This is a genomic window from Sulfuriferula thiophila (genome assembly GCF_003864975.1).
GTDB lineage: Bacteria > Pseudomonadota > Gammaproteobacteria > Burkholderiales > Sulfuriferulaceae > Sulfuriferula > Sulfuriferula thiophila.
Genome location: NZ_BHGL01000013.1, coordinates 25,053 through 39,708 on the forward strand (window position 1 = coordinate 25,053; position 14,656 = coordinate 39,708).

A 14,656-nucleotide genomic window follows, 5' to 3' on the forward strand; every position below is an offset into this window, starting at 1 on the left:
TAAGCTGCAAGCGCTTTATTGGCTGAAACACCATCATCTACTATTCGCATAAATTTGATAATTGCTTCTATAATTGATTCACTTTCTCCATTTTGTTGAATATATGCTAGTTGAAAATATTACTGATCTGGTGATTTTCGTTGCGGTTGTTAAAGCAGGCAGTCTTTCTGCTGCGGGACGAGAGCTGGGTTTTTCAAGTGCCGTTGTCAGCAAACGATTGCAGCGTCTGGAAGAGCAGCTGGGGGTGCGGCTGCTGAACCGTTCTACCAGAAAGCTGTGCATCACTGAAGACGGATTGCGTTATCACGATTATTGCGTGCGGGTACTGGCCGAGCTTGATGAGGCAGAAACGCTGATAACGAGCGGGCATAGCGAGCCCAAAGGCACTTTGCGCGTAACCGTGCCTGCCGCATTCGGACGCCTGCATGTGGCGCCATTGGTTCCCGAGTTTCTCCGGCGCTATCCGGAGTTGCGTTTGTCGTTACATTTATCCGATAGTAGGGTCGACATTATTGAGGAGGGATACGATGTCGCTGTCCGTATAGGCGACATGAAAGATTCCAATCTGGTAACAAGGCACTTAGGCATAGATCGCCGAAAAGTGGTTGCCACACCGTCCTATCTGAGCAAATTTGGCAATCCTGAAACCCCGGATGATCTTGTTCATCATAATGTGCTGCTATTCGCCAATCCTGCCCCGCTGGATCACTGGCAATTCACCGATCCGGCAGGCAGGCGCGCCAGTGTCAAAGTTGCGGGCAATTTTGAAACGAACAACTGCGATGCATTGCGGGCTGCTATATATGCTGATGCAGGGATCGCATTGCGTCCCGTCTGGGATGTCTGGCAAGACATTCAGGCCGGAACGCTGCAGGTGCTGCTCCCCGAGTACACACATCCATCCGTTAATATACAGGCGGTGTACCCAAGCCGGCGGCATTTACCGCAAAAAGTAAGGGTGTTTATTGATTTGCTATGTGAGTCTTTTGGCGATACACCTTATTGGGATGTGATTTGAGCTGAGCAGGGTGAAAATGCATGGAACTGGCCAAATTAGCGCACACAGGCTGGTCTGTGTTTAGATAGGCAATAGCTATGGATTTCATGTAAAAATCAATTGGTAGATGCGGTTTTTGCGAACTACAGTTAAAAAAGTGTTATTCCGAGTCGGGTTCGTGCAGTTAGCTTTACGAATTCGCGGGCAGCGTGTTGTATATCGTTTACTTGACACAACGTCGTGTAGTCGGTGTTTAGCTACCCGGGTGGATTTGTGGTGGCGTCCACTGATATAGCCAAGTCTCGCTCAATGCCTGGCCATCCAGGCTCAAATACATCCGCAGGTTAATCGGGGTAGTGGCGTCATCCTCCGGGCGCAAATCAAACATTGCGCGCATACCGTTCACTGGCGTCAGGGGGCGCACGGAGGTGATTTCGACAGTGCCCCGCGACGTGGTAATGATCGCGTCGACTTTGCTGGCTTTGCTCAACATGGCGAGGTTGCCGCCGGTAAAGTCGACGACGAAACGCCAGGAAAAATATTGGCGTTTTTGGCCGATTATGCCGCCCAGGCCGGTACGGGTAGCAATAACCTTGGCCAGCGACGAAGTCACTGGTGGCTGGTCACCCCAGTACAGACGGTAGGCAAATAGCAGCTCTTGTCCAGGTTGTGGCGGGGTGGCGGGATTCCAGAATGCGACGATGTTATCGGCGGTTTCGTCCGGGGTGGATATCTCGACGAGTTGTATCGAGCCTGGGCCCCAGTTTGAGCGCGGTTCAACCCACAGACTGGGGCGGCGCTCGTAATATACTCCATCGTCCTGATAATGATTGAATTTGCGGTCGCGCTGGAGCAAACCAAAGCCACGCGGGCTATCGTCAAGATAGGCGTTGAAACGCAGGGTTGCAGGGTTTGTGAGTGGGCGCCAGATCCATTCTCCATTCCCGCGCCATATTGCCAGGCCGTCAGAGTCGTGGATTTCCGGGCGCCAGTCGTTGTGGAGGCGATTGTCGTTTTCGCCATAGAGAAACATACTGGTGAGCGGAGCAATGCCCAGACGCTCAATAGTTTTACGTGGATATATCGCTGCATCGACATCCATTATCTGCCGTGCCGCAGGCTGGATAACGAAACGATAGGCACCCGCGATACTGGTAGAGTCCAGTAGTGCATATACGGTCAGTTGATCAGATTCAGGTTGGGGACGTTCAAACCAGAAAGCGGTGAAACGCGGGAATTCTTCAGGTCGTTCCATGCCGCAATCGACTGCCAGTCCGCGTGCAGACAGACCGTACTGCATTTCTTCACCGACTGCACGGAAATAGCTGGCCCCAAGAAAGGCGGTAATGTCGTGCTGGAAATCAGTATGATAAAACAGCTGAAAGCCGGCAAAACCAAGGTCGGCTGGCAATTGTGCATCTTGCAACCCGCTTTTTCCATAATCAAACATACTGGGGTCGTATGTGATTTCATGAGCCAGTCCGTTGTTCACTTCATACATTCGTACTGGCGTTTTGAAAAACAAGCCCATGTGAAAAAAACGCGCTTCAAAGCGCAATTTCTGTTTTGCCCATAGCGCATGATCTTGTCGATAACGAATAGCCTGATACTGATCCCAATCCAGCTGCTGTATACGCTTGGGCAGCAATTCGCTGGGAGGATGATAAGGTTGGGATGCAAGTGTGCGTGCTTGCCCCTTGAGCCAGGCATAATCAAAGGCTTGCTGTTTGTCGTCCGATTGCGGAAGATTGCGCGCAACAGCGTTCCGACTCAGCATCGGAGTGGCTGCGAAGCCCAGGAGGGCAAGTGTTTTAAGAAAATCTCGACGATGCTTAATTGGCACAGGCTGTTCCCTTCCCATGGCTACGTTGACCGACTGCCAGTAGCCAGTCTGGATGCACGTTAAATTCGGTCCAGACTTTAAAATGCAAGCGCGATAACGCTATGGTGTCGTTTAGCAAGTGCATTTTCTGGTTAGGGGAGAGGATGGCGGCTCCGCCTGTTGCCGCATCATCTATCCACTTTTGGTGATTTTTCGTGATAGGCGTCTGACCGAGTCGGGGTGTACCCGCCGCACATAACAAGGCATTGGTTAGCGGGTCGGCGACGGCGTCAATAAAATCAGGCGACGTCTTAGTGTTTGCTGCCAGTTTGTAGGTACAGCGCAACTCTTCGGGCGGATGGATTTCCTCGGGTATCAGCAGCAAATGCAAATTGCGCAACCATATACCAACTGATACCCGACTGGAATATACCGATATCGGGATGGAAAGAATCAACGAGCCTACTATCGGCAACAACCATAAGAGATACGACGGCTGCAACCAGTATACCCCACCAGCCCAGATCAGACCCAATAGGGTATGCCAGCCATGACGGCGCAATGCTTCGCTCCAATCCGTTTCGCTATTTTCGCGCAGTGGAGATTTCCATTGTATTCCGCGTCCCAGCAAGGTGCTCAGGACAAAACCAGTGTGAAATAACATGCGTATCGGAGCCAGAAGGACGGAAAAAATCGTTTCGATAAACATGCTGACACCTAACCGACCCGCACCTCCGAAATTTTCAGCACCGTGAATCCAGATTAAAACCACACTGAGTATTTTGGGTAAAAACAGTAGCGTAGTCGTTGCCCAAAACAGCATCATGGTGCGTTGCGGATCCCACAGCGGTGAAAGCGGGGCTGACTGTAACGGCAATGCGGAATACGCAGGTTCTAAAAGTATCTGCGCAGCCAGTTGTGTCGTGGACAGCAACAAAAACAGGAACCATAACGGAGCAGATACGTAGGCGGCCACGCCCGTCATAAATACAGCGCGGTGGGCAGGATGCAATCCGTCAGCCAGAAACAGCCTGAAGTTCATCAAGTTGCCCTGGCACCAGCGTCGATCACGTTTCAATTCATCGATCAGGTTGGGCGGAACTTCTTCATAGCTGCCGGGCAAATCGTAAGCTATCCATACGGTCCAGCCCGCGCGGCGCATCAGTGCTGCTTCGACAAAATCATGCGAGAGGATTTCCCCGGACAGGGGCCCTTTGCCCGACAGCCGACCTAGTGCGCAATGGCGCATGAACGGTTCAATACGCAGGATGGCGTTGTGCCCCCAGTAATGTGATTCGCCGAGCTGCCAGTAATGCAGCCCGGCGACGAAAATCGGCCCGTATACTCGGTTTGCAAATTGCTGCATACGAGCATAAAGCGTATCGCGTCCGGCTACCTGGGGTGCAGATTGTATGATGCCGGCACCGGGATTCGCTTCCATCAGACGAACCAATCCCGTAATGCTTGCACCGCTCATGATGCTATCGGCATCAAGCACGATCATGTAGCGGTATTGGCTGCCCCAGCGTCGGCAAAAATCCCCTACGTTGCCGCTTTTACGTTTGATCCGGTGTTGTCGCCAGCGATAAAACACCCGGCCAAATCCGTCCACTGCGCTGCATAAGGCATGCCAGGCGGCGACCTCAGCCACGCGATGGTCGGCCTTGTTACTGTCACTGAGAATAAAAAAATCAAAGTGCTGCAATTCTCCTGTGCGCGCCAGTGATTCATACGTGGCGCGTAATCCAGCGAATACGCGTCCGACATTTTCGTTGCAAATAGGCATGATAACCGCTGTGCGGGTTTGCTCACCGATAGGCGTATCCACAGCCTTGCGTGCTGAAACAACATGCAGGTCGCCACCTTTGAGTTGTACGATAAAGCCCATTAAACCCGTCCAGAATCCGAGCGAGACCCAGGCTGTCAATATGGCAAACAATATCAGAATGGCGATTTCCAGCGGCCGTTGGCCGTGATAGGGCATGACCTCTGCCATGGCGCTGGTGGAAAAATAAGTAATGATAATGCTCATCACCAGCAAGATCAGACGGCGTCGTATGCCAGCCAGTTGCCAGGTGGCAAGGGTGTCATCTTCGGCTGATTCTATGGCTGAATAGCTATCGTGTTTTACCCGCTTGCATTTGGATTTGAACAGCTTGAGACTAAGTCTGGGTGGCCAATTCAATGGCGCCATTGTGGTGCGCTTTATGGCTGGTCGTATGGTAAAGCGTGCATGATCAGGTTTAGGGCGCTCAACCTGAGTTTCATTGGGTGTCGCGCCAAGCATAAGCCGAGAGTCGATTGAGGCAGCAGCGGGATTATCCGATTCGATCTGCTGTTGCGGTTCGGCGATTGTCCTGTGCAGTGCGGTCATCGCCTCACTTGAGCTGGTTGCCTTCTGAGCAGCCAGCTGGGCTAACAGTGCATCGCGGCGTTGTGGCGTGAGCGGCAGGCGATCTAAATAGCGTTCGTAGAGCGCCTGATATGGGAAATCAGTTTTTAATTGTGTGGCAGGATGTAGCTCCATGTTTCAGATACCGCTTTTTTCCGTTATGTAAAGATGCACGCTTTGTTACAACTTTGGCGGCATCGAATCGTTGCAATTTCAATGACGGATGTCAGTCATCAGTCATTTGTCAGTTCTCTGTATGCAATTTTTGTTCCAAAAACTTCATAAGCTCATCCGCCGATATCTGGATGAAGACCTGTGAAATTGATTGCTAGCGACATGTTTGAATCTGGTTGGTTTTGTCGATCTTGAAGTGCAGAAAAATCGCTGGCACAGCAGTTCTTGCACTTTTCATGCCAAAAATATTTTATATATAAAACAATGTGTTATTTCGTTTGTGGCGAAGCTTGGCAAGTTAAGTTGTCGCTGTGCGACTACATAACATCAGCTTGAAAACCATAACCTATTGAAAAATAATGAATTTATGTTGTCTCTGGATGGCAACAAATGAAGGGTAAGGCATTAAATCGTTTAAAACCAAGTTATTGAAGATGGTGTTGATAGTTATAGTTACCAACATGGCTGCAGCTTCGACCTTAATCGAAAAATCAATCTGCCTTACATCCCCGGTGTGTCGGACAATCAGGGTGATTGCTGCGATTCCAATGTTGATTTTTATAGCTAAAAGCTATCAAGCCTATGAAAAAAATCAATTGGTAGATGCGGCCTTTGCGAACTAAAGTAAAACAGGGTGTTAGTCCATGCCGGCAATCCCGGCGGAAGCATGCCTGTTATGTAAACCCTATCCACTGCAGAGGAGAATTGTCATGCAACTCAAAGGTTCACAAACTGAAGAGAGTCTGAAAGCCGCATTCGCCGGCGAATCACAAGCCAATCGCCGTTATCTGTATTTTGCAAACAAGGCCGATATTGAAGGTTATGCTGATGTGGCTGCGGTGTTCCGTAACACGGCAGAAGGTGAAACCGGCCACGCGCACGGTCATCTGGAATATCTGGAAACCTGCGGTGACCCGGCGACCGGTCTGCCGTTCGGTGCTACCGATGCCAACCTGAAAACCGCCGTGGCCGGTGAAACGCACGAATACACCGACATGTATCCGGGCATGGCCAAAACCGCGCGTGAAGAAGGCTTTGATGAAATTGCCGACTGGTTTGAAACGCTGGCCAAGGCTGAACGTTCCCATGCCAACAAGTTCCAGAAAACACTGGATACGCTGAACGCCTGAGCGTAGACGTTAATGATGTAAGCGGGCGGCGGCTTGCCGTCGCCTGGTCAGCTATTCATATACCGAGAGAAAACATCATGCGTGAAGGTAATCTGGAAGCGCCAACCCGGCACTCGATAGACTGGAAAAACCCGCAATTCTATGATGAAGCAGCCTGCGAACAGGAGCTGGAGCGCGTCTTCGACATCTGCCATGGCTGTCGCCGCTGTGTTTCGCTGTGCAATGCATTCCCGACCTTGTTTGATCTGATTGATGAAGCCGGTGACGCTGAAGTTGCTGGCATCCCTAAAGAAAAATATGGCAGTGTGGTCGACCAGTGCTATCTGTGCGACGTCTGCTATATGACCAAATGCCCCTATGTGCCACCGCATCCATGGAACCTTGATTTTCCGCATACCATGCTGCGTGCCAAGGCCATCAAATTCAAAGCAGGCGAGGCCAGCTTCCGCGACCGCCTGCTAACCTCGACCGATATGGTCGGCAAGCTGGCCAGCATTCCCGTAGTGGTGCAGGTAGTGAACGCCACTAATAAAAATAGCGCTGCGCGTGGCGTCATGGAAGCTGTGCTCGGCGTGAAAAAAGAGCGCTGGCTGCCTGAATACGATAGCGCCCATTTCCGCAAAACGGCGGGTGAGTCTGCTGCGCATCTGGTGACTAATGGTGAGCGTACCCCAGGCAAAGTGGCAATTTATTCCACCTGCTATGTGAATTACAACGAGCCGGGTATCGGCCATGATCTGGTGAAACTGCTGGAACACAACGATATTCCGTGGACGTTGGTGGAAAAAGAAGCCTGTTGCGGCATGCCCAAACTGGAGTTGGGCGATCTGGACAGTGTGGAGAAACTCAAGCAAGTAAATATTCCCGCATTGGCCGAGATTGCCCGGGCGGGGTATGCCATCCTTACCCCGGTGCCGTCCTGTACGCTGATGTTCAAGCTTGAGTTGCCATTGCTGTTCCCTGAAGATGCGGATGCCAAAGTGGTTGCCGACGCGATGTTCGACCCGTTCGAATACTTCGTGCTGCGTCACAAGGATGGCTTGCTGAAAACCGATTTCAAGCAGCAGTTAGGCAAAGTGTCGTATCACATCCCCTGCCATTCGCGGGTGCAGAATGTTGGCCGCAAAACTGAAGAGATGCTCAAGCTGACCGGGGCGACGGTGAATACAGTAGAACGCTGTTCCGGCCATGATGGCACCTGGGGGGTAAAGAAAGAGTATTACGCGCTGTCGATGAAGATCGGCAAGCCGGTGTTCAAGGCGATGGCCAAGGACGCGCCGGACTATATCAGTTCGGATTGCGCTATCGCCGGACGCCATATCCTGCAAGGCATGACTGAGGATGGCAGCGCCGGCCACGCGCAAAAACAGCATCCGCTCACCTTGTTGCGTATCGCTTACGGATTGGAGTAATCATGACATTAACCAGAGCCTCGTTACTAACACTGGAAGCCTATGCCAAGGCGCGACCTGACATGCGTGAGCAGGTGATGGCGTGTAAAAAACTGCGGCGGATTTTTTTGAATGAGCACGTTGTGCTGATTTTTGAAAACGAGTTGCTGATTCGCTATCAGATACAGGAAATGCTGCGTGTCGAGAAAATCTTCGAAGAAGAAGGCATTCAGCACGAATTCGCCAGCTTTGCGCCGCTGGTGCCGGACGGCAGCAACCTCAAAGCCACCATGCAGATCGAGTATCCGGACGAAACCGAGCGGAAAAAAATGCTGTCTTTGTTAAAAGGCATCGAAGACCGTGTCTGGGTGCGGGTGGCAGGTTACGACCCGGTGTTTGCCATTGCTGACGAAGATATCTCCCGTGAAAATGCAGAAAAGACGGCTGCTGTGCATTTCCTGCGCTTCGAATTTACCGTGACGATGATAGCTGCGGCCAAAGCAGGTGCCGCGCTGAGCGTCGGGGTTGATCACCCTCACTACCAGGCCAGTATCAGCCCTTTGCCGGCAGCGGTACAGGCAGAATTGCTTGAGGATTTTAGCGCGGTGGCGTGAGTTGATTAGTAGCAGACAAAAATAAATTGCATATTTATTCAAAAAAACACTCAAGAAGTTGAATTTTGTGTCGATAAACAGTTATGCGGGTAGTTGCGTCGGCGCAACTTCTGGCCATGCTGCAACGCCAATTCAAGGAGAATAAACATGCAAGTTAGTGGAAACGTATCCAGTCAAGTCAGTAGCGCCCAGTCGCTCAAGGCTTATGATCAGACTGCGCAAGTGAAGCGCCAGGATGCCAGCAAGGCGCAGGAAGCGTTGTTGTTGGCTCAAGCTGCACAACAGACTCAGCAAACTCAGCAGTCGAACAATAGCCAGTCCACGAATCAGCCAACGCCAGGTGCTACGGTTGGTAGTGTGATCAATACCACTGCCTGATTGTAGACAGGGAAGAGCGCGAAATGTTATCGGCTATCGGAGCCTCGAGTTCAGTTGTGCCAACAACTGGCCCTGACCCAAAACTCAGTCAGTTGCAGCAGCAATTATCCGACTGTGTGAATTGCCCGACTGCCAATACGACGGAAGGCAAGGCAAAGATACAGGCCATATCGGATCAGATCAGCGCGATCAAATCGCGTGCCCAGCAAACGCAACCGGCAAATGCCAATCAGGTGCCGGATATGCAGACGCTGATCAAAAATCAGGTCGGGTTTGACAACCGTCCCATCCAAGGCTCAGCCGTTGGCGGCGTTATCAATATCAGCGTGTAAACCTGTGTTGCGTTAGCAGACAGGTCTTGCCCGGCAACACCCGCTTTTCACTCACACTGCAGCGCCATGATGATCCGAGCGCTCACTGTTCAGGCTTAATCAAATACCACCGTCTTATTTGCGTATAACAGCACGCGATTTTCTATATGCCAGCGCACTGCACGCGAGAGTACGATCTTTTCCAGATCGGCGCCGCGTCGGATCAGGTCATCCAGATCGTCGCGGTGTGAAATGCGCGCAACATCCTGCTCGATGATGGGGCCGTCATCCAGCACTTCGGTAACGTAATGGCTGGTAGCGCCTATCAGCTTGACGCCACGTTCATAAGCCCGGTGATAAGGCTTGGCACCATGGAATGCAGGTAGAAACGAGTGGTGGATATTGATGATGCGGTTCGGGTAGTGGCGGATAAAGTCAGCCGATAACACCTGCATGTAGCGCGCCAGCACGATAAAGTCGATATGGTGATGGCGTAATATAGCCAGTTGTGTCGCTTCGGCTTCTTCCTTGCCGTCCTTGTGGATGGCAATGTGCTGGAAGGGGATACCATAGGCCTCAGCCAGCCATTTGGTATCGACGTGGTTGCTGATAATGATGGGGATATCGCAATTAAGCTCACCGGCCTGATAGCGGTAGAGCAGATCCGCCAGGCAGTGATCATAGCGCGACACAAAAATCGCCATGCGTGGGCGATGCCCCGAATGCGCCAGCCGCCAATGCATCTGGAAACGCTCGGCAATCGGCTTAAAAGCAGTATCGAATTCCGTCAGGTCTACATCAAACCCGGTCAAATCCCATTCCACCCGCATCAGGAACAGTCCGAGTTCGGCATCCTGGTGCTGGTCAGCGTGCAAAATGTTGGCATTATGCTGATAGAGAAAATCAGCAATTGCCGCCACCAGGCCTTTCTGGTCGGGGCAGCTAATCAATAAAATCGCAGTGGCTTTGGCTGACATCATGAATTCCTTTTTTTAACACGGACATTATAACGAAACCTAAGGTATTTTCGTAAATACAGTGCTATTGGATTGATTTCTAAGCATTTCAAAATCAGCCCAAAATAATATGCAAATATCACTTGCGATTGTGTAGTGGTATTACTACAATTAGTGGGTGGCTAGTTGGTAAATCACTAGATGTTGTGCATAACTTGGTAGGCAAGCTGTGTATATCTTGTGCATAAAACTGGTTGCCCCCATATAAACAAAGGATTTAGGAGATCATCACAATGCAGACTGTAACCGCCACTACCACCGAGAGCCATGTGCCACCGCACTATGATGCTTTGGCAGAACCAAATAGCCAGACTGTGTTGAATGATTACAAAATCATCCGACGTAACGGCACGGTGGTAGGCTTTGAACCGTCCAAGATCGCAATTGCAATGACCAAAGCGTTTATTGCAGTGCATGGCGGTCAGGCAGCGGCGTCAGCGCGCATTCGCGAGATGGTCGACCAACTCACCAACGGCGTAGTACAGGCATTGATGCGCCGCCAGCCACATGGCGGCACCTGCCATATTGAAGATATTCAGGATCAGGTCGAACTGGCGCTGATGCGTTCCGGCGAACATGAAGTCGCGCGTGCCTACGTGCTGTACCGTGAAAAGCGCAATCAGGAACGTGCCGCGCATCGCGCAGAAAGCGTCACCGAATCCGCGATTTTCGTGCTCGAAGACGGCGTGCGCAAGCCGCTGGATATGGCCGCATTGCAAGCGTTAGTGCTGACCGCATGCGAAGGCCTGAGCAGCGAAGTGAATCCTGAGACCATCCTGCATGCCGTAGTGCGCGACCTGTACGATGGCGTGCCTATGGCTGAAGTGGAAAAAGCGCTGATTCTGGCCGCGCGTGCCGGCATCGAGCAAGATCCTGACTACTCCTTTGTTACTGCACGTCTGCTGCTCAACACCATCCGTCACGAAGTGCTGGGCCGCACCACCACCCAGGCTGAGATGGCCGGTCTGTACCCTGACTATTTCGCGTCCTACATCAAAAAAGGCATCAACGCCGAATTGCTCGACGCACGTCTGGCGCAGTTTGATCTGGTCAAGCTGGGCGCAGCGCTGAATGCCAGCCGTGATTTCAACTTTGGTTATCTGGGTTTGCAAACTCTGTATGACCGTTATTTCCTGCATATTGAAGAAAGCCGCATCGAGTTGCCGCAAGCGTTCTTCATGCGCGTGGCCATGGGCCTGGCACTGAACGAAATCGACCGCGAAGCGCGTGCCATCGAGTTCTACAACGTGCTGTCCAGCTTCGACTTCATGAGTTCCACCCCGACCCTGTTCAATGCCGGTACCCGTCACAGCCAGTTGTCATCCTGCTACCTGACCACCGTGTCTGACGATCTGGATGGCATCTATCAGGCAATCAAAGAAAACGCCATGCTGCAGAAATACGCAGGCGGTCTGGGTAACGACTGGACCCCGGTGCGCGCACTGGGTGCCCGCATCAAAGGCACCAACGGCAAATCCCAAGGCGTTGTGCCATTCCTGAAAGTCGTTAATGACACCGCTGTTGCAGTGAACCAGGGCGGCAAGCGCAAAGGTGCAGTCTGCGCCTATCTGGAAACATGGCACCTCGACATCGAAGAATTCCTCGAGTTGCGCAAGAACACCGGTGATGATCGCCGTCGTACCCACGACATGAATACCGCCAACTGGATTCCTGACCTGTTCATGAAGCGCGTCATGGAAAACGGCGACTGGACCCTGTTCAGCCCATCTGATGTAGTTGACCTGCATGATCTGTACGGTCAGGCGTTTGAAATCGCGTACACCGCATACGAAGCCAAAGCCGACAGTGGCGAAATCAAATTCTTCAAGCGCATCCCGGCGACGCAGTTGTGGCGCAAGATGTTGAGCATGCTGTTTGAAACGGGTCATCCCTGGATCACCTTCAAAGACCCATGCAACATCCGCAGCCCGCAGCAGCACGTTGGCGTCGTACACAGCTCCAACCTGTGCACCGAGATCACGCTCAATACTTCCGATACCGAGATTGCGGTGTGCAACCTGGGCTCGGTCAACCTGGTCGCTCACCTTGAAGATGACGGCAAGGGCGGCAAGAAGCTGAATCTGGAAAAAATGCAGCGCACCATCAAGATCGCCATGCGCATGCTGGATAACGTGGTTGACGTCAACTTCTACGCTGTTGGCAAAGCACGCAACTCCAACCTCAAGCACCGTCCGGTTGGTCTGGGCATTATGGGCTTCCAGGATTGCCTGCACGCCATGCGTGTACCGTATGCATCGGATGCCGCGGTTGAATTCGCTGACCGCTCCATGGAAGCTGTATGCTACTACGCCTACTGGGCATCGACCGAGCTCGCAGCCGAGCGCGGCCGTTACTCCAGCTTCGAAGGTTCGTTGTGGAGCCAGGGTATCCTGCCGCAAGACTCGCTCAAGATGCTCGGTCAGCAACGCGGCGGCTATCTGGAAGTCGATTACTCCAGCACACTGGACTGGGATGCACTGCGCAACCAGATCAAACAGCACGGCATGCGCAACTCCAACTGCGTAGCGATCGCACCAACCGCGACCATCTCCAACATCGTTGGCGTGTCTGCCTGTATCGAGCCGGCGTACCAGAACATCTACGTCAAATCCAACCTGTCAGGTGAGTTCACCATGACTAACGAATACCTGGTGCGCGACCTCAAGGCCCTGAAACTTTGGGACGAAGTGATGGTCGGAGATATCAAGTACTTCGACGGTTCACTGGCGAAGATCGACCGTATCCCTGCCGAACTGCGCCAGCTGTATGCGACTGCATTCGAAATGGATACCCAGTGGATCGTGGAATGCGCCGCACGCCGCCAGAAATGGATCGATCAGGCACAAAGCCTGAACATCTACATGGCCGGTGCATCCGGTAAGAAACTGGATGAAACCTACAAACTGGCATGGTTACGTGGCCTGAAAACCACCTACTACCTGCGCACTTTAGGCGCGACCAGCGCTGAGAAATCCACCGGCAAAGGTGGCGAGCTCAACGCCGTCAGCTCTGGCGCACCCGCAGCGCCAAGCGCAGCAGCTGTTGCAGCAGCACCGGCAACCGAAGTCAAATTCTGCGCGATTGACGACCCGACCTGCGAATCCTGCCAGTAAATAAAAAGGCCGCCAGTTAACACTGGCGGTGCTATAAATAAGATTAAGGAGCACCCTATGCTGAGTTTTGAAGACACTTTTACCACCCCCGCATCACAGACGGCCATGCCGGTCGGCGGCGATCTGCCTGCCGCTGATCTGGAAGCAGCCGTAGCCAGCCGCGTCCGCGCTGAAGACAAACGCATCATCAATGGCACCGCCGACGTAAATCAATTAGTTCCGTTCAAATACAAATGGGCATGGGATAAATACCTGTCCGGTTGCGCCAACCACTGGATGCCGCAAGAGATCAACATGAGCCGCGATATCGCGCAGTGGAAAGATCCAACCGCACTGACCGAAGACGAGCGCCGTGTAGTCAAGCGCAACCTCGGCTTCTTCGTTACCGCCGACAGCCTGGCCGCCAACAACATCGTGCTTGGTACCTATCGTCACATCACCGCACCTGAGTGCCGCCAGTACCTGCTGCGTCAGGCATTTGAAGAAGCTATTCACACCCACGCTTATCAATACATTGTTGAGAGCCTGGGTCTGGACGAAGCCGAGATATTCAACGCCTATCACGAAGTGCAAAGCATCCGCGATAAAGACGACTTCCTGATCCCGTTCATCGAAACCCTGACTAATCCGGAATTCAAAACCGGCACGCCAGAGAACGACCAGAAGCTGCTCAAATCCCTGATCGTATTCGCCTGCATCATGGAAGGTCTGTTCTTCTACGTCGGTTTCGCGCAGATCCTCGCGCTGGGCCGCCAGAACAAGATGACCGGTGCCGCCGAGCAGTACCAGTACATCCTGCGCGACGAATCCATGCACTGCAATTTCGGTATCGACCTGATCAACACCATCAAGCTGGAAAATCCGCACCTGTGGACCAGCGAGTTCCGTGACGAGATCAAGGCCTTGATGCTCAAAGGTGTTGAGCTGGAATACCGCTATGCGGAAGACACCATGCCGCGCGGTGTGCTGGGTTTGAATGCCAGCATGTTCAAGGAATACCTGCGCTTTATTGCTAACCGTCGCTGCCAGCAGATCGGTCTGGATGAGTTGTTTGCCAATGCGACCAATCCGTTCCCGTGGATGTCGGAGATGATCGATTTGAAGAAGGAGAAAAACTTCTTTGAAACTCGGGTGACTGAGTATCAGACGGGTGGGGCGTTGAGTTGGGATTGAGGGTTAGGTAGAGAAAAAGGCGCATGAGAATGCGCCTTTTTATTTTGGATTCCATGTTGCTTAGATAGGATTCTGGACTTCACCCGTTTTCGTAGACATTTCTCAACTTCCGGTTTGTAACTGTTCGAACGCCATTGGACTCAGT

11 protein-coding genes are annotated in these 14,656 nt (G+C 52.3%); 8 read left to right on the plus strand and 3 right to left on the minus strand.

What is annotated here, in order from left to right; genetic code table 11:
• Positions 1–103 precede the first annotated feature (103 nt).
• Positions 104–1,018, plus strand: coding sequence for a LysR family transcriptional regulator (locus EJE49_RS07640; protein WP_124949825.1), 915 nt, complete (start codon positions 104–106; stop codon positions 1,016–1,018).
• A 232-nt stretch (positions 1,019–1,250) separates the two neighbouring features.
• On the opposite strand, the gene EJE49_RS07645 is transcribed toward EJE49_RS07640, so the two are convergent.
• Entirely contained in the window at positions 1,251–2,774 is a 1,524-nt protein-coding gene (locus tag EJE49_RS07645) for an OpgD/OpgG family glucan biosynthesis protein (protein WP_223246797.1), read from the minus strand.
• A 55-nt stretch (positions 2,775–2,829) separates the two neighbouring features.
• Entirely contained in the window at positions 2,830–5,346 is a 2,517-nt protein-coding gene (mdoH, locus tag EJE49_RS07650; protein WP_124949827.1) for a glucans biosynthesis glucosyltransferase MdoH, read from the minus strand.
• Between the two features lie 749 nt (positions 5,347–6,095).
• Between mdoH and EJE49_RS07655 the strand changes: the two genes are divergently transcribed.
• The 5 genes from EJE49_RS07655 to EJE49_RS07675 all read left to right on the plus strand — a co-directional run bounded on the left by EJE49_RS07655 (position 6,096) and on the right by EJE49_RS07675 (position 9,230).
• On the plus strand, positions 6,096–6,515 hold the full coding sequence (locus EJE49_RS07655; RefSeq protein ID WP_124949828.1) for a rubrerythrin family protein: 420 nt from the start codon (positions 6,096–6,098) through the stop codon (positions 6,513–6,515).
• Between the two features lie 77 nt (positions 6,516–6,592).
• On the plus strand, positions 6,593–7,927 hold the full coding sequence (locus tag EJE49_RS07660) for a heterodisulfide reductase-related iron-sulfur binding cluster (RefSeq protein WP_124949829.1): 1,335 nt from the start codon (positions 6,593–6,595) through the stop codon (positions 7,925–7,927).
• Between the two features lie 2 nt (positions 7,928–7,929).
• The gene (locus tag EJE49_RS07665) at positions 7,930–8,520 is read left to right on the plus strand and encodes a DUF3501 family protein (RefSeq protein WP_124949830.1); all 591 of its coding nucleotides are present in this window, start codon (positions 7,930–7,932) and stop codon (positions 8,518–8,520) included.
• 147 nt (positions 8,521–8,667) lie between these two features.
• Positions 8,668–8,898, plus strand: coding sequence for a hypothetical protein (locus EJE49_RS07670; protein ID WP_124949831.1), 231 nt, complete (start codon positions 8,668–8,670; stop codon positions 8,896–8,898).
• A 56-nt stretch (positions 8,899–8,954) separates the two neighbouring features.
• Positions 8,955–9,230, plus strand: a complete 276-nt coding sequence (locus EJE49_RS07675) for a hypothetical protein (protein ID WP_124949832.1) — start codon at positions 8,955–8,957, stop codon at positions 9,228–9,230.
• 95 nt (positions 9,231–9,325) lie between these two features.
• Here EJE49_RS07675 and purU read toward each other — a convergent pair whose 3' ends face one another.
• Positions 9,326–10,186 carry a formyltetrahydrofolate deformylase gene (gene purU / locus EJE49_RS07680; protein WP_124949838.1) on the minus strand — a complete coding sequence of 287 codons (861 nt, stop codon included), beginning with the start codon at positions 10,184–10,186 and terminating at the stop codon, positions 9,326–9,328.
• A 272-nt stretch (positions 10,187–10,458) separates the two neighbouring features.
• Here purU and EJE49_RS07685 point away from each other — a divergent pair, with 272 nt between their 5' ends.
• Together EJE49_RS07685 and EJE49_RS07690 are read left to right on the plus strand one after the other, a co-directional pair.
• Positions 10,459–13,338, plus strand: coding sequence for a ribonucleoside-diphosphate reductase subunit alpha (locus tag EJE49_RS07685; RefSeq protein ID WP_124949833.1), 2,880 nt, complete (start codon positions 10,459–10,461; stop codon positions 13,336–13,338).
• A gap of 57 nt (positions 13,339–13,395) precedes the next feature.
• Complete coding sequence (locus EJE49_RS07690; protein ID WP_124949834.1) at positions 13,396–14,511, plus strand: ribonucleotide-diphosphate reductase subunit beta; 1,116 nt, start codon at positions 13,396–13,398, stop codon at positions 14,509–14,511.
• Positions 14,512–14,656: the final 145 nt, after the last annotated feature.

Coding starts and splice junctions, on each gene's coding strand:
- EJE49_RS07645 (WP_223246797.1), bottom strand. CDS start 2,774: ATGCTGAGTCGGAACGCTGTTGCGCGCAATCTTCCGCAATCGGACGAC.
- mdoH (WP_124949827.1), bottom strand. CDS start 5,346: ATGGAGCTACATCCTGCCACACAATTAAAAACTGATTTCCCATATCAG.
- EJE49_RS07655 (WP_124949828.1), top strand. CDS start 6,096: ATGCAACTCAAAGGTTCACAAACTGAAGAGAGTCTGAAAGCCGCATTC.
- EJE49_RS07670 (WP_124949831.1), top strand. CDS start 8,668: ATGCAAGTTAGTGGAAACGTATCCAGTCAAGTCAGTAGCGCCCAGTCG.
- EJE49_RS07685 (WP_124949833.1), top strand. CDS start 10,459: ATGCAGACTGTAACCGCCACTACCACCGAGAGCCATGTGCCACCGCAC.
- purU (WP_124949838.1), bottom strand. CDS start 10,186: ATGTCAGCCAAAGCCACTGCGATTTTATTGATTAGCTGCCCCGACCAG.
- EJE49_RS07640 (WP_124949825.1), top strand. CDS start 104: ATGCTAGTTGAAAATATTACTGATCTGGTGATTTTCGTTGCGGTTGTT.
- EJE49_RS07690 (WP_124949834.1), top strand. CDS start 13,396: ATGCTGAGTTTTGAAGACACTTTTACCACCCCCGCATCACAGACGGCC.
- EJE49_RS07665 (WP_124949830.1), top strand. CDS start 7,930: ATGACATTAACCAGAGCCTCGTTACTAACACTGGAAGCCTATGCCAAG.
- EJE49_RS07660 (WP_124949829.1), top strand. CDS start 6,593: ATGCGTGAAGGTAATCTGGAAGCGCCAACCCGGCACTCGATAGACTGG.